We start from the raw sequence: 21,634 nt of genomic DNA on the forward strand, positions 1-21,634 counted from the left end.
GTTCCTCCGTTTGTATTTTTACTGCATTGCCTTTTTTGCCTGTTCCATTGCGGATACCACCTTGTCGCACCAGCGGTCGAAGTCCTCGTCGCCTGTCTGGCACTCCTTATGGGCAAGTATGTAGCGGACGGTGTCCCTTATGCCCTGATCCGCTCTCACCTTTGCGGTGAACCAGGGTACTGCGCGCTTAATCTTTGAGTTGTCGAATATGACCGTGCTGGACTTGTCGCCGATAAGGGTGCCCTCAAAATCGTAGGGACCCACTGCATTGAGCCAATCCGAGGACACATGGCAGGCTTTAAGCTCCACTCCCAGCTCGTCGGCTATTATGGAGTATATCTGGTTCCAGGTAACGCTCTCGTCTGAGGTTATGTGGAACGCCTGTCCGATAGCGTGGATATTGCCGATAAGTCCTGCATAAGCCACTGCGAAGTCGCTGTTATGGGTGATGGTCCACAGGGAGGTGCCGTCGCCGTGGATGATAACGGGCTTGCCCTCCATGATACGCTTCACCACCTGCCAGCTGCCCTTGTCGCCGTGGACTCCCAGAGGCACCGACCTCTCGTCGTAGGTGTGGCTGGGACGGACTATTGTCACGGGGAAGCCGTTTTCGCGGTACTGCTTCATCAGGTACTCCTCACAGGCTATCTTGTCACGGGAATACTGCCAGTGGGGATTGGAAAGCGGAGTGCTCTCGGTTATGACGCAGTCGGAAAGGGGCTTCTGATAAGCAGATGCGGAGCTTATGTATATGTACTGCTTCGTCCTGCCGCTGAACAGACGGAAGTCACGCTCCACCTGTGCAGGGACAAAGCCGATGAACTCGCCCACACAGTCAAAGCTCATACCCTTGAGCTTTTCGGCAGCATCAGCCTCGTCGGAGATGTCGCACTTTATGACCTTAACGCTGTCGGGGAGCTCAGAGCTCCTGCCGCCGCGGTTCAGCAGTATGACCTCGTGCCCCTGCTGAGCCAGGAGCTTAGTTATAGCCATACTGATAGTGCCTGTGCCTCCGATAAATAGTATCTTCATGTTTTTCTTCACCTCATTTGCGATTTTTTGTCAAATACGCATAACTGTTGTGTCAATTATACCATATTAATATTAATAATGCAACCATTATAATTCAGATTTATATCAAAAATATTGTTTATGATATAAATTCTTGCAGTTAAAAATAAAAAATGCTAAAATAGTGTTACACATTGTTTTGACGTTGCGTTATTATGAGTGAAGGACAGATCTGATCCCGATAATTACGAATACGGAGGTAAACTATGACCGATAATGACATATTGCGCCTTATGCGTGACGATCCCCCGCGGGGACAGCGGGCGCTGTTTGATAAATACTACAGCTATGTCTATGCAATTGTCAGCAGGCTCATCAGCGGCTTCGGCAGCAGCAGCGACATGGAGGAATGTGCTGCGGACGTCTTTGCCGCTGTTATGATGAAGCTGATGCCCCGTGATGACACGGCTCTGAAGTCATATATCGGTACCGCTGCGAGAAATGCCGCTATAAGTATGCGCAGGAGGCTGGCTGCAAAGACAGGGCTGGACTGCCGCGAGGGCGACGAGGAGCTGTCGGCACTGGCAGATACCGAGGACATCGCCGATAATGCGGAAAAATCAGAGCGGTCGGAGCTCCTCCTCCGTATGATAGAAGAACTGGGGACGCCCGATTCCGTAATACTTATACAGAAGTATTACTACGATAGAAGTTCCAAGGAGATAGCCGAAATGGTGGGAATGAATGCAGCAGCAGTGAGAGTCCGCTGCGCACGCGCCATGAAAAGGCTGAAAAAGCTCCTTGACGAAAACGATATAACTCTGTAAAGGAGGATAGGTATGAACAGCAAAAAGAAGATAATAGAGACCCTGAAAAAAGCAGACAAGGCTTCCGTTGAAAGGCTCCTGGAGGAGCAGGCAAGGAAGGAAGCGGTCTATGCAAGGGTACAGAAAAAAGAAACAGCTGACCATAACGATTATACTGACGTTGCAGAGGGCGTTGAAAAGTATGAAAGGAAGATAAACATGACAAGAATAATAAGTATGGCTGCGGCAATAATGGTAATGCTGGGCGCTATAGGCGGCGGAGCATACCTCAGAAGAAACAAGGGACCCAAAACTCCCGATGATGTACTGACAGCTACTACCACCACATCTGTTCCAACCACCGAGGCAGTAGCAACAGCTCCCGTGACTACGGTCACAGGAAAGAACGGCAGCGTTGTCACCGTTACATCTGCGGCTGCAAGCGGCTCGGCAGCGACAGCTCCCGACAGCTCGACAACGACTACCACAACTGCCGCAGTCACCGAGAAAGAAAACGAAAAGCCCGCCGTTACCACAGCTCCTCAGAGCTCATATACAAAGACCGAGGAGAAGGTGCTGGCTGAGATAAGGCAGTATTCGCAGTTCGGCGAGGAGGCAGAGAAGGTATACAGGGAGTATGCAAGGATAATCGACGAGTGCTGCACCATGATAAAGGGCGGAGATATGACAGATGCCAAGTACGATTCTGACCTGTCAAGAGAGTTCATTTCAGCTTCTCATGAAGATCCTGCACATATCGGATACGCATTCTATGATATCGATGAGGACGGTGTTAATGAGCTCCTCCTCGGAGTGAATTATGACTATGGCGAAGAGAACAAATACTTTGACAGTGTTATCTACAATATCTTTGGAGCAGACAGCAATGGTGAGGTAAAATGCATAGTTTCCGGCGCCCTCAGGGACAGATACTATATCTGCACAAATCCAACTGCTGACAGACCCATGAACGGAATGCAGCACGGCTCATTTATCATGAATGCCGGCTCAGGCGGAGCTTCCCACAGCGTAAATTACTTCTACAGGTTAGCATATGACAAGCTCAGATATGTTGAGGGCGTGGTAACAGACGGTCTCGACGATAACAATGAACCGCTCACATACTATTCTGCCACAAAGGAGTACGATACGAGCAATGAGGCAAGAATATCCAATGATGAGGCAAACAAGATAATTGACAGTTATAATATCGTTGATTTCCGGTTCACAGCTTTGGATTGACAGGTCGGACAAACGAAAAGGCTTCCCATAAGGGAAGCCTTTTTTCATATCTCATCGTAGTCCAGACCGTACTGGTCGGCGTAGTAATGGGCTCTTGCATCGTTGGGAGCAAGATACTCGCCGCCATATTTATAGCAGGCAGCAAGGAGCTCCGCAGCCTCTTTGTCTCCGCCTGCCGCTGCCTTCTGGAAGCAGTCCGCGGCGTTTGCGAAGTTCTTAGCGGTGCCTGTGCCGTTTGCATAGCAGCAGCCCAGTGCCTTCTGTGCCGCAGGGTGACGCTGTGCAGCCGCAAGCTCATACATCTCCTTGGCGGCTATGGGGTCTTTGGAAGTACCCTCGCCGTGTTCAAGACACCAGCCGCAGGAGTACTGACCGTCTGCATTGCCCTGTGAGGCGGCTTCACGGTACCACCTGAGCGCCTCGGCGGCGTTTCTGGGAACGCCCGTGCCCTTGTAGCAGCAGTCGCCGTAGTTGTACTGAGCCTTTGCGTGACCAAGCTCCGCAGCCTTACGGAAGTTTTCCGCAGCCTCTCTTGGGTCGCGGTCAGTGCCCTCTCCCTGAAGGCAGCAGCTTCCCAGGTTATTGAGTGCGTCAAGGTCGCCCTTTTCGGCAGCCTTGCGGAACATCAGCACCGCCGTCACCTTGTCCTCGGGAACACCGTTCCCCGAGTAGTAACAGCAGCCCAGGTCGAAAAGTGCGGCGGCATGACCGTTGTCGGCAGCCTGCTTGAGCCAGTATATTCCCTTTGGCGGGTCATGCTCCGCGCCTGTTCCGCTCAGGAGCATACAGCCCAGTCTGAACTGTGCATTGGGGTCACCCAGCTGCGCACGCTTGGTTATGCCCTCGACAGTATCGTCGTCGGCGTAAACGCCGTAGCGCTTTGAGTAGTACTCCGCCCTTCTGCTGTCGGGCGGAAATCCGCTTCCGCCCTGGAGATAGCAGCGTATCAGTGCCTTCTGCGAGTCATAGTCGCCCTGCTCGGCAGCCTGCTCGTAGCGGTAAGCCGCCTTGGCTATGTTGCGCTCTGCGCCCTGTCCCAGGTAGTAGCAGTCCGCCAGCTTTTTCTGAGAGCTGCAATCGCCGCGGTCCGCCGCAATGGTGTACCACTTGACAGCCTTGGCGTAGTCCTGCTTTACGCCCTTTCCGTAGAAGAAGCGCTCGCCCAGGTTGAAGCCTGCATCGTTATCGCCGTTCTGAGCGCGGCGGAAAAGGTCCTCGATAAGGGACGAGGACGCCATAAACACCTGCTGCGGCGACTGAACGGTCTCAAGAGGCTGTGCGGAGGTCATCTGCCAGCCCAGGGCACCGGCGATACTGCGCACCACCAGCTCCGCCTTTTCGTCGTTGAGGTATTCGGTTATATCCGACATTGCTCTCGTCACTATGGGCTCGGGCGGCTTTCCGCCCCCTGTGACGGCGCTGTTTTCCTTTATGAATATAGTTCCCACGTTTTCGCTGAGTGCCACGAAGAACGCCTTGTTCTCCTTGCTCAGTCTGGGAGCAAAGTCCGAAAATGCCGAGCAGAACCTCTTGTGGTCCGCAAGAATATCGATGCCGAAGCGGTCGATGACCTGCTTTACGGCGTCTGTGGTCTCGGCAAGGAGCTTGTTGTCCATATATCCCTCCGTATGAGTTTACATTATTCTGTTATCATAGTTCATGGCAGGCTGCGGCTGAGGAGCTGCTTTTGCCTGTGCAATGCGGTCGCTGAGTATGTCAAGGAGCTTCTTTTCCAGCTCTGCCTCAGAGGCGAGAATGCCCGTCCACTTGCCCAGAGCGGCATAGGCCTCGCTGAGGAAGCGCTCTGCTCCTGCAATATCATTATAGATATTGAAGGCATAATACGCCATGACTCTTTTTCCGTTTGGGTCGGTATCGTTGATGATAGTGCCCTTTATCCTGTTGAAGAGCATATCCGCGAACTGCCTGTTTGGTTCTATCTCGGAGAAGAAGAACAGGAGGCAGTAATATGTGAGAGTCTCCTGGCTGATGAACTGTCTGCCGATGATGAGGTTCATTATCTCATGTGAAGGAGCCCGCAGACCGTCATAATCACCGATGAACGTGAGGTACTCAGAATAGAGCCCGTAATAAAAGATCCTCTCAGCGTCGGTCACCTTCTTGAAGCCCAGCTGCTCCACGGGTCTGAGGTCCAGTGAACCAAGGCTCTCGCCGTTTCTTATGCGCTTCATGTTAGCGCTCATGTAGCCGCCAAGGCGGTTCATTATACTCATCATAGTGTAGATGAATATCACAATACTCTGTAGCGACATGAATACCATTCCGAAGCCGATACCGTACATGAGCCATTTCAGCGGTCCGTCATAGCTGTGGAACTTCAGCATTATCAGAACAGCCGCTGCCGCTGATATGACAAGAACTGTGATGTGAACTGCCATGGTCATGATATTGCTTTTTTTCTCGCTGCACTTCTCCGCAGGGAGATCTCTTCTGTAAGTGACCAGGGACTGTATGATGGGTGTGAACTCGGTTGAGGTAAAGCCCCATCTGCCGTCCTGTTTAGACAGTGAGAATGCGAGGAAGGAGACCCTGCTGACTGTCATTCCCGCAAAGGGAGCAAATATAATGAAAAATATAAGCTTTAAAAGAGATGTGAGCTGGATAGCTATCATGCAGCCTGTGAGAAAAAGGAACACTTTCATATCGCTTCCTCCTTTAGAAGAAAAGGGCGGAAGACCGCCCCTGTGTATCAGAATATATCAAGATATGTAATGAGCTCTGCGTTCATTATGGTGGTATACGAGAGATACCAGCGTCCGTCCAGCTCCACGAAGGCGCAGCCGTTCCCGATGAAGGAGTGATCGTCGTTGCCGTCCTTATAGTAAACATATCCGCAGTCGGCAGCGGAATCAAACTCTGTATTCAGCGTCTTGTTGAAGTCGGCAAGCTCGTTCTCGCCTGTTGTCCTCAGAAGGTCCTCCGTAAGGGAAACGGTCCACTTCTCGGGGGGGACGTCGGATTTTTCCTTCATTATATCGTGGATAGCCTGTATGGACTTATCTATGGCACTTATAACATTAGAGCGCTTGAAAACCACCTGAGGGTTCTTGCCCTCCAGCAGGTCTGTTGATCGGAGATATGAGTGATAGGCTTCTATCTCCTCCTCGCAGAGCATATCGTATACAGCGTCGGCATTTTTGGTAAGATAGGCGTTATAGTAAGCCTTTGCTGCCTCAAAGCTGCTGTCGAAGCCTTTTTTCACTGCCTTTGTGGGAGCCTGTGTCGTTTCCGCAGTGGCAGGAGCAGTGGTCTCCGCGGCTGTAGTGGTAGTCCCGGCAGCTGTGGTGGTTGACTCAGCCGTGGTCTCTGCCGATGCAGCTGTAGTGGTGCCTGCTTTCGTTTCCTCCCGAGAGGTGGTGACAGCTTCCGAAGTTGTCTCTGTTATTGCAGAGGTGCTTGCCTCTGATGCTCCGCTTTGTGAGCTTTTCTTGTTTTCGCAGCTCCATAACGCGGAGGAGAGCACGGCAGCAAGAATAACTGCCCATGCGCGTTTTGTGAGTTTCATATTTATCTCCTTACAGTAAAGATATTAATATTATAGCTCCAAAACCCGTTCCCGTCAATACAAAACTTGTCCTTTTGTCAAAAAAGCCGAAAAACAGAGCCGGAGAACAAGGACGACATCCGATCAACAATAAAAAGATCCCGATACAAATGTACCGGGATCCGTATCCGATTTGGTTTTGCTGTTCTGCGTTATTATTCCTGTACAGCTGTTTCCGTCGCTTCTGCTGCGGCGGCTTCTGTGGTCACGGCTTCGGAGGAAGCTTCCGGTACAGTCTCCGTGCTCCCCTGCTCAAGGGAGATCTCCGCAGTCTTTACCTCTGTGAACCTGATCGTAAGCTTGTTGTTGGGCATCTCAAAGCTGCTGAGCATTCCGTCCTTATCCACGGTGAGGGTGTAGTCCCCGCCGTCAAGACTGCCGCTGATAGCGAGATCGCCGTCCTTTTCCTCGCCGCTGAGCTCTTCGGCGGCTGCACTGCTGTCCACGGCGGACATAAGATTCAGCATCATCGCCTTTACGGGCACGGCAGACTGAGGCACAGAAAAGCTGAGCCCCTTATATGACGCCATGACATTCCCCTCGCTGAATTCCAACTTTACACCGCTGAGGGTGTTGGGCTCGGAGAACTCTATCTCCCACACGCCCTCTCCGTAGCGGACCAGCTGTCCCTCCGCTTCAAGGCGGTCTATGGTGATGCTGACCTGTGCGGAGAACGGGAGTCCGAGGCAGTTCTTCCGCGAGATACTGCCCCCCTTTGTGACAGCGCAGGCTGTAAGACAAACAGCGGCTGCAAAAGTGATAATGAATGTGAAGATCCTTTTCATGTTACCAGCTCCGATCATAGTAATGAAAGTAAATTTTCACATCCGACCTGCTCATACGGTCATATTCTGCTTCTTTTCCTTTAACAGCCTGAAGGCTTCGGGCAGGGCAGAGATTATATCTCTCGGCAGCATTGCCTCCATGCCCAGCTTCCTTGCAGCCATATCGCCTGCAAGACCGTGCATATACACACCTGCGCAGGCTCCGTCGAAGATACCGCAGCCCTGAGCCACAGCAGCTCCTATCATACCTGCGAGTACGTCGCCGCTTCCCCCCACGCTCATGCCTGCGTTGCCTGTATGGTTCACGGCAGTGGACCTGCCTGAGGCTATGACAGTGCCTGCGCCCTTGAGTACCACGGTAATGTCGTACTTCTCAGCGTACTTCTCGGCGGCGATAAGCCTGTTTTCGGCTATCATGCTCACATCGCAGCGTAGTAGCCGCGCCATTTCACCCATATGGGGAGTGATGATGATGTCCGAATTCTTCTTCATTAAAATATCTATGTCCTTTGATATGCAGTTTATACCATCTGCGTCGATAATAACGGGGCATTTTGCAGTTTCGGCGACGAACTTGGTGAGCTCAATGGTGTCGGGAGTAACTCCCATTCCGCAGCCTATGACCACCGCGTCAGCCTTTTCCATGGCAGCTGCAATGGGCTCGCGGCTGCTGTCGTAGAGCATATAGCCGTAATCGTCGCTGTCAAGCTCTATGAAGGTAGCCTCGGGAGCGTGGATAGCAACAGTATCTATGCTCTTTTCCACCGAGGCAAGGCGGACAAGTCCCGCGCCGCTGCGGAGAGCGCCCAGAGCAGCGAATGCAGCTGCACCTCTCATGGAAGAGCTGCCTGCGATGACCAGGACTGTACCGAAGTCGCCCTTGTGGGAGTCCCTCTCGCGCTTGGGGGGATAAGCCGCAAGGAAATTGCGCTCTATGCGGTGGTAATCCCGCTCGCCGTCTTCAAGAAGCTGCTTCAGAGCTGCCTTTGGTATTCCTATATCTGCGACGGTTATCTTTCCGCAGTATTTCTTCAGAGGGAACTGCGACATACCTGTCTTTAAATAGCCGAAGGTGAGAGTCTCATCAGCCTTGAATATGCCTGCGGAGACCGTTCCCGAGGAGCTGTTTCCGCCGCTGGGTATATCAACTGCGATACGGTAAGCTCCCGAGCCTATGCTGAATATGCCCATGGTGTCCTTGTCCAGCTCGCCGTGGAAGCCCGTTCCGAAAACGCCGTCCACCAGCACCTGTGCGCCTACAACAGCGCCCTTTATGAGACCCATGCGCTTCTTCTCTGCGTGGAGCAGGTCATCAAGGGGATTTCTGCCGTGCTCCTCGTCGGCAGCGTCTGTGCTTCTGGGCTGTATGGTCATGTAATCCAGCTCCGCAGCCTCGATAGCCGCTTCAACATTGCCGCTGCGGAAGCCCTCGATGAAGGTTATCCTGTCACGGGGAAGAATGCTGAGCATCTCCTGTGCAAGGAGAGTTTTGGGGAGTCCGCCTATGTGGATAACGGTTATCCTGTAACCCTTATAGAGCAGTATATCCGCCGCCGCATAGCAGTCGCCGCCGTTGTTGCCCGTACCTGCAAGAAAGACCACCGAGGAGTCCTCGGGGCGGAGCTTCGCTTCATTGCGGCAGTAGCCGTCTATAAGCTCCGCAAGCTTCCTGCCTGCGTTTTCCATGAGCTGCCTCTTTGATACTCCCAGCTTCTCGGAAATATCCTCCAGCTTTCCCATCTGCTTTGGTGTAACTATCTGCATATATATACCTCCTTACGGTTTGATACGTGGCAAAGTCCTCCCGCTGACAGGGCTGTTTACGACTTGTGTCTCAGCTTTGCGGGAAGGAATTTCTGTATATTCTCAAGCATACGCTCATCGGGAGCGAAGATAAGTCTTGCGCTTCCCATGGTCTCGTGGTTGAAGTCTGCGTAGTATTCATGTGAAGCTATATTGTCGGTGGCAAGGATAACGGTCATATCCTCGGTCTCCTCCATGCCGTCCTCGTACTTTCCGAAGGCGGTGAACTCCCTGGCGTTGGTGGATACCATCTCGCGGCGCTTCTTCTTGGCGATTATCTTGTCCACGTCCAGGTCGCCGTTGGTGAAGGTGTATTCGTACTCCACAAAGGTGTTCTGGACAATGTGGAAGGTACCGTAGCCTGCGGCGACTGCAAGTGCAAAGCCGAGAAGCGCGATAAGGGGCGTCCTGAGCTGGAGCACTGCCAGAGCTGCAAGGGCAAGGGCAAAGAGTATGCCCACTATGACCATGAGGACCCTTCTGGTCTTGTCACCCGAGGTCTCGTTCTTCTTTACAAGCTGTTCTGCAAAATTATCCATTGTATTTTCTCCGTTTCTTTAATCAGATACATATATAATAACACAATTTTCGTCAGATTGCAATAAATCACGGCAAAAAATTAATTTCTGTAGTATTATTTCACAACAGAGCGAAGGACTTGAAAATTTTTTCCGAAAAAGGCTTGATTTTTTCGTTTTTGGCGTATATAATAGGTTTATAACCCGATGACTGAGAGAGTAAGGATGCGGAGTTTCTTCAGAGAGGGGCGGATAGGTGCAAGCGCCCTGTAATGATACATCCCGAAGTTCACTCACGAGGGGCGGAGCGGAAGCGCCTGTACTTTGCATGGCGTTGTAGGCTGACGACGTAGGTCTGCGTTAAAGGCAAGAGAGTGTCGGCTCTCCTGACAATGGGTGGTATAAAAGCAAGAGCAGTCTTGTCCTGTTGGACAGGGCTTTTTTATTTAGTCACGACACATAAATCATTTGTAGGGGCTGGCGTCCTCGACAGCCCATTGCCCAAGGGCAAAAAAACATAATACAGTCGGGACGTCGAGGACGCCGTCCCCTACACTATTTTGAGGTGAAAAGAATGAAAGAACAGCTTGAAAAGATCGAAGCGCTGGCTAAGCAGGAACTCGCTTCCTGTACAGAGATCAAGGCGCTGGACGACCTGAGGATCAAATTCCTCGGAAAGAAGGGCGAGCTCACCGCTATCCTTAAGCAGATGGGTAAGCTCTCGGCAGAAGAAAGACCCGTTATCGGTCAGCTTGCCAATAAGGTAAGAGCCGATATTGAAGAAGCCCTCGGCAGCAAGCTCGCTTCACTGAAAGCAGACGCACAGGCTGCAAAGCTGGCTGAGGAGAAGATCGACATCACTCTCCCCGGCAAGCAGGCTCCCTTCGGAAAGCTCCACCCCCTTACAAAGGTGGAGAACGAGATCAGAGAGATCTTCATCGGAATGGGCTTCAATATCGCTGACGGTCCCGAGATCGACGACGATTATCACGTTTTCGAGGCTCTGAACCTGCCCCCCGATCACCCTGCAAGAGATACTCAGGATACCTTCTACATCGAGGGCACAGACGAGTCTGTACTCCTCCGTACCCAGACATCTTCCGTTCAGGTACACGTTATGGAGAACCAGAAGCCCCCTATCCGTATCATCTCTCCCGGACGAGTTTTTCGTTCCGACGCCGTTGACGCTACTCACTCACCCCTGTTCCACCAGATCGAGGGCCTCGTAGTTGACAAGGGCATCACAATGAGCGATCTGAAGGGCACTCTTGAAATGCTCATGAAGAAGCTCTACGGCAATGACTGCAAGCTTCGTTTCCGCCCCCACCACTTCCCCTTCACCGAGCCCAGCTGTGAGGTAGACATCAGTTGCTTCAACTGCGGTGGAAAGGGCTGCTCCATGTGTAAGGACGAGGGCTATATCGAGCTCCTCGGCGCAGGCATGGTACACCCCAAGGTGCTGGAGAACTGCGGCATAGACCCCGAGGAGTATTCGGGCTTTGCCTTCGGTCTCGGTCTTGAGAGAATGGTAATGGGACGCTATGACATCAACGATCTCCGTCTCCTCTACGAGAACGACGTGAGGTTCCTCAGCCAGTTCTGATATGGACAAGAAGCAGATAGGTCAGTATTCCATATTGATCCTCCTGACAGTCGGCGGTGTGATAAAAATGATGTGGCATAATGAAAACATAGAAAAGCCTGCCGCATTTATCATCATATTATGTATATTCGCCGCAGCCGTTGCAGCATTCTATGCTGTAAAGCTGGTGACAGGAAGCTCCTCCATGTGCAAAAAGCTGGGACTTAAAAATAAAAGCGAGCTCACTGCATGGAAGAACAGCTGCCCTATAAGATACGAGGGCGCCGTTTATGCCAATGAGGAATACACGCTGTTCATGAATAACGGCGCTGTGTGGAGAACCAACGATATAATGTCCATGAGGGACTACACAGGTCAGAGAAGAACAGCAGGCTTCAACTATAATATAGACTTTACCCATGTAAACGGCAATCACGCCTATGTGATAATGTCTGATAAATTTGAGCGCGACAGTCTCCACATCGAAATGGAGCAGTTCCTTTCAGAAGTAAAGGAGCGCTACAGAGGACGCTGATACTGCGTCACGGAGTAAAATATACGAAAGGAAATCGATGATATGAATTTATCAATGAAATGGCTCGGCGATTATGTTAAAGCCGATATGCCTATAAAGGATTTCTGCCATGCCCTCACAATGAGCGGCTCAAAGGTAGAATGCTATGAAAAAGAGGGAAGCAATATCTCCAATGTGGTAGTTGGAAAGATACTCTCAAAGGGACCTCACGAGAATGCTGACGCCCTGTTCGTTTGTCAGGTGGACATCGGCGCAGAGGCTCCCATACAGATTGTTACCAACGCCAAGAACGTCAAGGAGGGCGACCTGGTCCCCGTTGCTCTTGACGGAGCTGTGCTCCCCGAGGGCAAGATAAAGAAGTGCAAGATGCGCGGAGTTGAAAGCTTCGGTATGTTCTGCGGCCTTGATACTCTCGGTCTCACCGCTCATGACTTCCCCTATGCAGACCCCGAGGGCGTTTTCGTCATCGAGGAGGACTGCAAGCCGGGCGAGGATATCCACACAGCTATCGGTCTGGACGATACCTCGGTTGAGTTCGAGATAACCTCAAACCGCCCCGACTGTCTCAGCGTTATCGGTCTTGCAAGAGAGACTGCCGCTACCTACGGCACAGAGCTCAATGTAAAGGCTCCCCAGTTCAAGGGCGTTGACGGCGACATCAACTCCATGCTGAAGGTGGATATACACAACACAGAAAAGTGCCAGAGATACTGCGCAGGTATCGTAAAGAACGTCAAGATAGGTCCCTCACCCAGATGGATGAGAGAGCGTCTCCGTGCAAGCGGCGTTCGTCCCATCAACAACTTCGTTGACATCACAAACTACGTTATGCTTGAATACGGTCAGCCTATGCACGCATTCGACCTCCGCTACGTTGAGGGCTCACACATCAACGTCCGCAACGCCAAGAACGGCGAGAAGATAATGACTCTCGACGGCGTTGAGCGCGAACTCACAGAGGATATGCTGGTAATCGCTGACGAGAAGAAGCCCGTTGCCGTTGCAGGTATCATGGGCGGCGAATACAGCGGTATCATGGACGATACTACAACTGTTGTATTCGAGTCAGCTTACTTCGAGCCCACTCAGGTAAGACGTACCTCAAAGGCTCTCAAGCTGAAGTCAGACGCTTCCTCACGCTATGAAAAGGGCGTTGACAGGCTCATCTCCATGACCTGCTTAAAGCGCGCCTTTGAGCTGGTAGAGGAGCTGGGCGCAGGCGAGGTCCTCAACACCGTTATCGACTGCGACTACACAGACAAGACTCCCGCATCAGTTGAGTTCAGCGCAGACTGGATAAACAATTTCCTGGGCACTGATATATCCGAGGCTGACATGATAAAGTACCTTGAGCGCCTTGAATTCAAGGTGGAGAACGGCAAGGTCATAGCTCCTTCATTCCGTATAGACATCGGCTGCAAGGCTGACATCGCAGAGGAAGTTGCACGTATCTACGGCTACAACAACATTCCCTCAACAGACTTCCGCGGCGTTGCAAGAGCAGAGTTCACCGAGGAGCAGAAATTCGTGCGCACACTGAGAAATGCAGTCTCAGCACTGGGCGGCTACGAGATAGCTACCTACTCCTTCGTATCACCTAAGTACTTCGACAAGATACGCCTTCCCGAGGACAGCAGGCTCCGCAAGGTAGTAAGGATTGTAAATCCTCTCGGCGAGGACACCAGCGTTATGAGAACATCTACTATCCCCTCAATGCTGGACGTTCTTTCCTTCAACTACAACAACCGCAACGACAAGGCTTGTCTCTATGAGATAGCTAAGGAGTACCTGCCCGCACAGGAGGAGAAGCCCTTCATCAACGGCGATACCCTTGCAAACAGCGGCAAGCAGAAGCATATGTACAAGTACTCTCTCCCCGATGAGCCCCAGAGACTTACTATCGGTATGTACGGCGGCGACGCTGACTTCTACACCCTCAAGGGCATGGTTGAGCAGATACTTGCAGAGCTGAAAATAGAGGACGTTGAGTACCTCCGCGCAGGCGACTGCGATGTATTCGACGAGAAGTACGCTCTCCACCCCGGCAGAAGCGCTGTCATCATCAAGGACGGCAAGCACCTGGGAATCATGGGCGAGGTACACCCCGAGGTACAGGAGACATATGAGATAGGCGTAAAGACCTATGTTGCAAAGCTCAATATCCCCGAGCTCATGGAAGCTGCCGCAGACAAGATAACCTATCAGCCTCTGCCCAAGTTCCCTGCAACTACCCGTGACCTCAGCCTCCTTGTGGACGAGGATATGCCTGTTGCAGAGCTTGAAAAGGCTATCAAGGGTGCTGTGGGCAAGATACTCGAAAAGGTATCGCTCTTCGATGTTTACCGCAGCGACGACATGAAGAAGAACGGCAAGAAGAGCATCGCTTACTCGATCTCCATGCGCTCACATGAGGGTACTCTCACAGACGAGCAGGCAGACGGCGCTATGAAGCGCGTCCTGAAGGCTCTCAGTGCTATCGGAGCAGAATTAAGAGGCTAAGCTTCCTGATAAGTGAATATAACAAACAAGCCCGAAAGAGTAATTCTTTCGGGCTTTCTGTTTATGTAAATCAAAATTTAGCGCGTATGCGCTAAGTTGATAGTTGAAAGTTGAGAGTTGAGAGTTAATGTGTTCGCTGCGCTCACAATATTTAAATATTGTCGCCGCAGGCGACTCCACAACTTTCAACTCTAAACTCTCAACTCTAAACTCAAATCATAATTTTGCTCCGCAAAATTATGATTTATACTATCAGAGCAGTGTTATGCCGTTTGCGGCGCACTTCTCTATCATCTCGTCAGACCAGATGGAGGACTGTACCTCGCCGATATGCGCCTTTTCAAGAAGGAGCATACACAGTCTGGACTGTCCGATACCGCCACCGATAGTCAGGGGAAGTGTTCCGTCAGCTATCATCTGGTGATACTTGTACTGCATCCTGTCCTCTGCTCCGCACTCGGCAAGCTGCTTTTTCAGCGCCTCTGCGTCAACGCGGATACCCATGGAGGAGATCTCCAGAGAATCGTTCAGTACCTCGTCCCAGAACAATATATCGCCGTTAAGCGACCAGTCATCGTAGTCGGGAGCTCTGCCGTCGTGCTTCTCGCCGCTGGACAGCTTTCCGCCGATACCCATGAGGAAAACAGTGCCGTGCTCCTTGGTGATAAGGCGCTCACGCTCATGGCCTGTCTTGTCGGGGTATCTGTCCTCAAGCTCCTGGGTGGTGATGAAGTAGGGCTCCTCGCAGATCTTTCCTGCTATCTGGGGATAGCGGAGGCTCACCTTGCGCTTGGTGTAGGCTATTGCCTTTACAACGGACTTTACAGTGTCCTTGAGGAACTGTATGTTTCTCTGGTCGGCAGTTATTACCTTTTCCCAGTCCCACTGGTCAACGAAAATTGAGTGGGTATTGTCTGTATCATCGTCGCGGCGGATAGCGTTCATATCGGTGTAGATGCCTTCGCCTGCATTGTATCCGTAGCGGTAGAGAGCCATTCGCTTCCACTTGGCAAGAGACTGAACTACCTCTGCCTCTGCGTCGATCTCCTTGATGTCAAAGTCCACCTTGCGCTCAACGCCGTTTAAGTCGTCGTTGATACCGCTTCCCTTTTTAACAATAAGGGGAGCCGATACTCTGTCCAGAGTCAGGGCAAATGCAAGCGCCTGCTGGAAGATGTCCTTGATGTACTTGATTGCGTGCTGAGTTTCTCTCAGCGTAAGGGCTGATTTATAGCCCTTGGGAATATACAGCGATCTTGACATAGTAATCACTTTCCTTTACTTGATATTTTAACGGCAATCGGCGCCATTGACGACTGCCGTGCTGTACTTGTAAAGCCATTAGCCATAAGCTGTTAGCCAAAGGCTAAAGGCTTGGTAATTTAACAGCGAAGCCGCTTGATTATCTTATAGAGCCTACTGTTCTGGGGAAGAGGATAACGTCGCGGATATTTGCCATGCCTGTTGTGTACATGATGAGTCTCTCGAAGCCCAGACCGAAGCCGCCGTGAGGAACTGTACCAAACTTGCGGAGGTCGAGATAGTCGCTGTACAGGTCAAGGTTCATGTTTCTCTTGTTCATTGCCTCGATGAGCTTGTCGTAGTCAGCCTCACGCTCGCTGCCGCCGATGATCTCGCCCACACCGGGTACAAGAAGGTCTACCGCAGCAACTGTCTTGCCGTCGGGATTGAGCTTCATGTAGAAGGACTTTATCTCCTTGGGATAGTCTGTTACGAATACAGCCTTCTTGAACACCTTCTCGGAGAGGTATCTCTCATGCTCGGTCTGGAGGTCGCAGCCCCACTCTACGGGGTATACGAAGTTCTCGCCCGAATTCTTCAGAAGCTCGATAGCCTCTGTGTAGGTAACTCTGCCGAAGTCGTGGGAGATGAGCTCCTCAAGTCTTGCGCGGAGTCCCTTTTCAAAATGAGCGTCGAAGAATGCGATCTCGTCGGGGCACTTGTCAAGGAGAGTGCGGATAACGTGCTTGAGCATATCCTCAGCGATCTCGATAACGTCATCAAGCTCTGCAAAAGCTATCTCGGGCTCAACGTGCCAGAACTCGGCAAGGTGCTTGGGAGTGTTTGAGTTCTCTGCACGGAACGAGGGACCGAATGTGTAGATCTTGCCCATTGCTGTTGCAGCCATTTCGCCCTCAAGCTGTCCGGATACGGAGAGACCTGCGCGCTTGCCGAAGAAATCGTTTGCGTAGTATTCTTCCTCGCTCTTGTAATCGTTGCTGTAGCCGATAGTTGTTACCTGGAACATCTCGCCTGCGCCCTCACAGTCGCTGCCTGTGATAAGGGGAGTGTTTACATATATATAGTTGTTGCTCTGAAAGTATTCGTGGATAGCAGCTGCAAGTACGGAACGTACACGCCATACAGCGTTGAAGGTGTTCGTTCTGCCTCTGAGGTGAGGGATAGTACGGAGGAACTCAAGAGTGTGTCCCTTCTTCTGGAGAGGATAGTCTGTGGGAGCGTCGCCCAGAACGGTTATGCCCTCGGGAACTGCGTTTATCTCAACTGTGTTGTTTCTGCCCTCTACGACTGTACCTGTTACCTTGAGAGCCATGCCGACTCTGGGCTCCTTGTAGTCGCCCTCGCCCTTTTCAACGACTACCTGTACATTTTTCAGTGATGTACCGTCGTTGAGCTCTACGAATGCTACGCTCTTTGAATTGCGTGAGGTACGTACCCAGCCGCATACTGTTACCTGCTTGCCTACATATTCCTTTGCGGAGATTATCTCCTTGACGTCGATGTGTTTCATAATGACCATACCTTTCATAATAATGTATCATGCAGGACGAGCAAAAATACAAAAAGCCCCGTCCTGAAACTACAGGACGGGGCATAATACCCGTGGTGCCACCTGAATTACCGCAAAAGCGATCACTTTTGAGCCGCTGTAACGTGCGGAATACGTCGCCCCTACTCGAAGTGCATTGAAAAACAGGAACTCACAGCGCTTATCACAAACGCGCCGCCCCGTCAGGAACCTGCCGTCCCTGTCACAGCCACGCTGTCCGCCTGAACTGCGCTGTCCTCCTGAACTGCGCTGTCCTCCTGAACTGTTTTCACAAACAGCCCCTGACGCCGCCTTCCGGCAAGCCGCTGAACTCAGCACCCTTTGGGTTTGATGCTCGGGAGTGTTATTCACACAGACTCTGATATGCGGCTCTCACCTTGCCCGCACTCTCTGGGAACGATATTCTGCGCTACTTGTCTCCGTCCTCGCATTTAGTTGTCTGTATTATAACACTTTTGTGGGGGAATGTCAAGTGGTTGGGTGAGGAAAATTTCACGTTTTTTCACAGGGCTTTCATTTATCATGCCGAACTGTCCACATTTCTGTGTCCGCCAACACAATTCTTTCCAAACAATTTCACATCCCAATACGCTGTTTTACAAAAAAGGGGTGTATATTATAACCATAGAAACAAAACACTCCCAAAACAAAAACGAAAGGGTGCGTAATTATGATGAAAAACACTTGGAAAAGAACAATAGCAGGTCTGGCAGTGCTCACAATGGCACTCAGCGCTTTCACAAGCTGTGCAGATAATAACAAGAGCGTCAGCTCCGACTCGGAGAGCAGCTTCAAGGTAACAAGGGAAGCCGAGGAGATGTCCTCAAAGACTGAGGAGAAAACTACTGAAAAGAGCTCCGAAAAGGCTTCTAAGACCTCATACAGTGCAAACTCAGACGGCGTCATTGATACAACAGATATGTTCACAGACCGCGATCTTGAACAGACAGCCGACCTGTCAGAGGCTAAGTCCCTGACAGCTGCCGACGGCAAGACCCTGGACATCACCGAGGAGGGCGTTTACCTCATCAGCGGCAGCGCTAAGAACTGCACCATAAAGGTAGACACCGACAATACAGCTAAGGTACAGTTGGTGCTGGACGGCGTGAAGATCGAGAACGAGGACTTCCCCGCTATCTATGTTGTATCAGCGGACAAGGTCTTCGTGACTACTACCGACAGCGAGAATATCCTGTCAGTCAGCGAGGAATTCACAGCTGACGGCGATACCAACACCGATGCTGTTATCTACTCAAAGGACGACCTTGTGTTCAACGGCACAGGTACTCTGTCGGTATACTCTGCTTACGAAAACGGTATCTCCTGCAAGGACGATCTGAAGTTCACAGGCGGCACCTACAATATCACTGCTTCGGCTGACGCTGCCACCGCAAATGACTCCATCGCCATCTGCGGCGGCAGCTTCACCATCAACACCAACAAGGACGGCTTCCACTGCGAGAACGATGAGGACGATACCCTCGGCAGTATCTACATCGCTGACGGCAGCTTCGATATAACCTCCGTAAGCGACGGCATACAGGGAACCACCTATGTGCAGATAGACGGCGGCACCTTCAATATCTCCTCAGCCGAGGGCATTGAGGCTACCTACGTTCAGATAAACGGCGGCGACATCACCATTGACGCCTCCGATGACGGCATAAATGCCACAAGCAAGAGCACAGCCTGCGACATCGTTGTGGAGTTCAACGGCGGCAATACCACTATCACTATGGGGCAGGGCGACACCGACGCTGTTGACGCTAACGGCAGCATCTATGTGAACGGCGGCACTATCGACATCACCGCTCAGATGTCCTCCTTCGACTATGACCGTACAGCCGAGTTCAACGGCGGAACTATCATCATCAACGGCACAGAGGTCTCCGAGACACCCCAGTCCATGATGGGCGGTCACGGCGGCGGATTCGGCGGAGGCTTCGGCGGCGGACGCGGAGACTTCGGCGGCGAGGGCGGACTTACTCCTCCCGACGGCGACTTCACTCCTCCCGAGGGCGACTTCACTCCTCCCGAGGGCGGCTTTACTCCTCCCGACGGCGACTTCACTCCTCCCGAGGGCGGCTTCGGCGGTCACGGCGGACGCGGCGGACGCAGCTTCAGCGACAGCGGAATGTAAAAAAGTTCATTTCATATCCTTCTTTAATATATAGAAAACGGGAGCATAAAAGCTCCCGTTTTTTGTTGCTATACAGTTATATGAACAGTGTGCTGAAGCCGTGCTCCCTTGCATAGCGCTCAGCCTTTTTGCGGTTTACCTGCTTGAGTATCCTTATGGTCTGCTTATGCCCCTTCTTTATGCTGTCAAGAGAGATATTCTCGTCCTCAAACTCGCTTATGCTGATATTGTAGAGCATTTCGCAGCCGCAGAACGCGTCCTCCTTGATGTCCTTGGTGTTCATGCTTATGCGCAGATCCGTAAGGTTCTGGCAGCCGTAGAACGCCCAGTTGCCGATACTCTTTACAGTATTGGGTATAGTTATCTTCTCCAGGGATCTGCACCATGAGAAGGCGCTCTCACCGATGACAGCCACAGAGTTGGAGATGATTATCTTTTTAAGGCTGTAGCACTCGGAAAAGGCTGCATTGCCAATAGCCTCAACAGAGCCCGAGATGACTATCCTTCTCAGCTTCTTGCAGGAGAAGAACATCAGGTCGCTTATCCTCTGGAGGTATGCAGGCAGGACCACGTTCTCAAGGCTGTTGCAGCGTCCGAAGGCACCCTTTCCTATCCTCCTTATGGACTCGGGGAAGTTTACCTCCTTCAGGCGCAGGCACTTCAGAAATGCGTTCTCGCCGATAGCCTCAAGATTCTTGGAGAAAACTACCTCCTCAAGGTTGAAGCAGTGGCAGAAGGCAAACTTGTCGATAATGCGCACGCTGTCGGAAATGACCACCTTTTTCACGGTCTCGTTGCCGCGGAATGCGTACTTGCCTATTACCTTGACCTTTTCGGGAATGACTATGGACTCTGTGGTACCCACGTACTTCACGAGGGTGCCGTTCTTGTCGATAGCCATGTTATTCACATCGTCGATCTCGATGTTCTCATCGTTTACCAGATCGCCGTACTTATCGTAATTATCGGGAACATCAGACTTAGGAGCCTCAGACTTCGTTGCCACGTTCTTTTCGGTCTTTTCAGCCTTGGCAGTCTCAGACTTTTTCTCCACCGCCTTTTCAGCCTTGGCAGTCTCAGACTTTTTCTCCACCGCCTTTTCAGTCTTTGGAGCCTCGGACTTCTTCTCCACCGCCTTTTCAGCCTTGGCAGTCTCAGACTTTTTCTCCTCCGCCTTTTCAGCCTTGGCAGCCTCGGACTTCTTCTCCTCCGCCTTCTTGGCATCCTTGACGACTATCTCCTCTTCAAGGCGCACCTTTTCGGACTTTGCCTTTTCAGCAGCCTTCTTGTCCCCGCCGTCCTTTTTACTCTCGTCCTTCTTATCAATAGGCTTGTCGAGCTTTACGGGAGTGGGAGTGGTGTCGATCTTCTTTTTGCTGCTGAGAATATCCTCCTTAATATCGTCCTTGAACTTTGCCTTCTCGGACTCGGGGATAGACTCCATGATCTCTATTGCAAGCTCGGCACCGTCGTCTGTGCGCACGGGCTTTTTGTCCTTTTTATCGAAAGGCTTCTTCTCCTCAGTCTTGGGAGCTGCCTTTGCCTCTACAGGCTTCTTCTCCTCAGTCTTGGGAGCTGCCTTCGCCTCTACAGGCTTTTTCTCCTCGACCTTGGGAGCTGCCTTTGCCTCAGCAGGCATCTTCTCCTCGACCTTGGGAGCTGCCTTCGCCTCAACGGGCTTCTTCTCCTCAGTCTTGGGAGCTGCCTTTGCCTCAACGGGCTTTTTCTCCTCAGCCTTGGGAGCTGCCTTTGCCTCTACAGGCTTCTTCTCCTCAGTCTTGGGAGCTGCCTTTGCCTCAACGGGCTTCTTCTCCTCAGTCTTGGGAGCTGCCTTTGTCTCAACGGGCTTTTTCTCCTCAGCCTTGGGAGCTGCCTTTGCCTCAACGGGCTTTTTCTCCTCAGTCTTGGGAGCTGCCTGCGCCTCTACAGGCTTCTTCTCCTCAGTCTTGGGAGCCGCCTTTGCCTCTACAGGCTTCTTCTCCTCAGTCTTGGGAGCTGCCTTTGCCTCAACGGGCTTCTTCTCCTCAGTCTTGGGAGCTGCCTGCGCCTCTACAGGCTTTTTCTCCTCGACCTTGGGAGCTGCCTGCGCCTCTACAGGCTTCTTCTCCTCAGTCTTGGGAGCTGCCTGCGCCTCTACAGACTTTTTCTCCTCAACATCGGAGCTGCGTCGAGCCTTCACGGCTCTGACCTTTACGACCTTGCCCTTTTTCGGCGCCTTGCCCTGCTCCGAGCCCGCCTTGAGCTCCCCCGAGCAGTAAGGACAAGTCTTATATTCGTCCGCATCATACAGATGCTTCTCGGGACACCTTGTCATTTTCATTTTGTTATCACTCCAA

The 21,634-nt window shown here is 51.8% G+C and carries 16 protein-coding genes and 1 other annotated feature; of the genes, 6 read left to right on the plus strand and 10 right to left on the minus strand.

Annotated elements, in window-relative coordinates:
* Nucleotides 1–18 precede the first annotated feature (18 nt).
* Nucleotides 19–1,032, minus strand: coding sequence for an SDR family oxidoreductase (locus tag T488_RS0101205; protein ID WP_028519217.1), 1,014 nt, complete (start codon nt 1,030–1,032; stop codon nt 19–21).
* A 245-nt stretch (nt 1,033–1,277) separates the two neighbouring features.
* Between T488_RS0101205 and T488_RS0101210 the strand changes: the two genes are divergently transcribed.
* Nucleotides 1,278–1,838 (plus strand): RNA polymerase sigma factor, encoded by a 561-nt coding sequence (locus T488_RS0101210; RefSeq protein WP_028519218.1) that lies wholly within the window; start codon nt 1,278–1,280, stop codon nt 1,836–1,838.
* Nucleotides 1,839–1,850: 12 nt separating this feature from the next.
* Nucleotides 1,851–3,059, plus strand: coding sequence for a hypothetical protein (locus tag T488_RS0101215; protein WP_028519219.1), 1,209 nt, complete (start codon nt 1,851–1,853; stop codon nt 3,057–3,059).
* Nucleotides 3,060–3,103: 44 nt separating this feature from the next.
* Here the strand turns inward: T488_RS0101215 and T488_RS0101220 are convergent, their stop codons facing one another.
* The 6 genes from T488_RS0101220 to T488_RS0101245 all read right to left on the minus strand — a co-directional run bounded on the left by T488_RS0101220 (nt 3,104) and on the right by T488_RS0101245 (nt 9,751).
* Entirely contained in the window at nt 3,104–4,675 is a 1,572-nt protein-coding gene (locus T488_RS0101220; RefSeq protein ID WP_028519220.1) for an SEL1-like repeat protein, read from the minus strand.
* 18 nt (nt 4,676–4,693) lie between these two features.
* Nucleotides 4,694–5,722: a hypothetical protein gene (locus T488_RS0101225; protein WP_028519221.1), complete on the minus strand. Its 1,029-nt coding sequence runs from the start codon at nt 5,720–5,722 to the stop codon at nt 4,694–4,696.
* A gap of 47 nt (nt 5,723–5,769) precedes the next feature.
* On the minus strand, nt 5,770–6,585 hold the full coding sequence (locus T488_RS0101230; RefSeq protein ID WP_028519222.1) for a hypothetical protein: 816 nt from the start codon (nt 6,583–6,585) through the stop codon (nt 5,770–5,772).
* A 194-nt stretch (nt 6,586–6,779) separates the two neighbouring features.
* A complete protein-coding gene (locus T488_RS0101235) occupies nt 6,780–7,409 on the minus strand; it encodes a hypothetical protein (protein ID WP_028519223.1) in 630 nt (209 codons plus the stop codon).
* Between the two features lie 51 nt (nt 7,410–7,460).
* Nucleotides 7,461–9,173: an NAD(P)H-hydrate dehydratase gene (locus T488_RS0101240; RefSeq protein ID WP_028519224.1), complete on the minus strand. Its 1,713-nt coding sequence runs from the start codon at nt 9,171–9,173 to the stop codon at nt 7,461–7,463.
* Between the two features lie 56 nt (nt 9,174–9,229).
* On the minus strand, nt 9,230–9,751 hold the full coding sequence (locus tag T488_RS0101245; protein ID WP_028519225.1) for a hypothetical protein: 522 nt from the start codon (nt 9,749–9,751) through the stop codon (nt 9,230–9,232).
* 553 nt (nt 9,752–10,304) lie between these two features.
* Between T488_RS0101245 and pheS the strand changes: the two genes are divergently transcribed.
* Genes pheS through pheT form a run of 3 tightly spaced genes read left to right on the plus strand, consistent with a single transcriptional unit; the run spans nt 10,305 to nt 14,346 of the window.
* On the plus strand, nt 10,305–11,333 hold the full coding sequence (gene pheS / locus T488_RS0101250) for a phenylalanine--tRNA ligase subunit alpha (protein ID WP_028519226.1): 1,029 nt from the start codon (nt 10,305–10,307) through the stop codon (nt 11,331–11,333).
* Nucleotide 11,334: 1 nt separating this feature from the next.
* The gene (locus tag T488_RS0101255) at nt 11,335–11,847 is read left to right on the plus strand and encodes a hypothetical protein (RefSeq protein WP_028519227.1); all 513 of its coding nucleotides are present in this window, start codon (nt 11,335–11,337) and stop codon (nt 11,845–11,847) included.
* 42 nt (nt 11,848–11,889) lie between these two features.
* Nucleotides 11,890–14,346: a phenylalanine--tRNA ligase subunit beta gene (gene pheT, locus T488_RS0101260; protein ID WP_028519228.1), complete on the plus strand. Its 2,457-nt coding sequence runs from the start codon at nt 11,890–11,892 to the stop codon at nt 14,344–14,346.
* A gap of 252 nt (nt 14,347–14,598) precedes the next feature.
* On the opposite strand, the gene asnA is transcribed toward pheT, so the two are convergent.
* Together asnA and asnS are read right to left on the minus strand one after the other, a co-directional pair.
* Entirely contained in the window at nt 14,599–15,609 is a 1,011-nt protein-coding gene (gene asnA / locus T488_RS0101265; RefSeq protein ID WP_028519229.1) for an aspartate--ammonia ligase, read from the minus strand.
* A 139-nt stretch (nt 15,610–15,748) separates the two neighbouring features.
* Nucleotides 15,749–17,119: an asparagine--tRNA ligase gene (gene asnS / locus T488_RS0101270; protein ID WP_028519230.1), complete on the minus strand. Its 1,371-nt coding sequence runs from the start codon at nt 17,117–17,119 to the stop codon at nt 15,749–15,751.
* A gap of 69 nt (nt 17,120–17,188) precedes the next feature.
* Nucleotides 17,189–17,593, minus strand: a binding site (T-box leader).
* Between the two features lie 235 nt (nt 17,594–17,828).
* Between asnS and T488_RS16650 the strand changes: the two genes are divergently transcribed.
* A complete protein-coding gene (locus T488_RS16650) occupies nt 17,829–19,298 on the plus strand; it encodes a carbohydrate-binding domain-containing protein (protein ID WP_242838276.1) in 1,470 nt (489 codons plus the stop codon).
* Between the two features lie 76 nt (nt 19,299–19,374).
* On the opposite strand, the gene T488_RS18495 is transcribed toward T488_RS16650, so the two are convergent.
* Nucleotides 19,375–21,618, minus strand: a complete 2,244-nt coding sequence (locus tag T488_RS18495) for a leucine-rich repeat domain-containing protein (RefSeq protein WP_051536114.1) — start codon at nt 21,616–21,618, stop codon at nt 19,375–19,377.
* Nucleotides 21,619–21,634: the final 16 nt, after the last annotated feature.

Origin of the sequence: Ruminococcus flavefaciens ND2009 (genome assembly GCF_000621785.1) — a bacterium.
Taxonomy (GTDB): Bacteria; Bacillota; Clostridia; order Oscillospirales; family Ruminococcaceae; genus Ruminococcus; species Ruminococcus flavefaciens_C.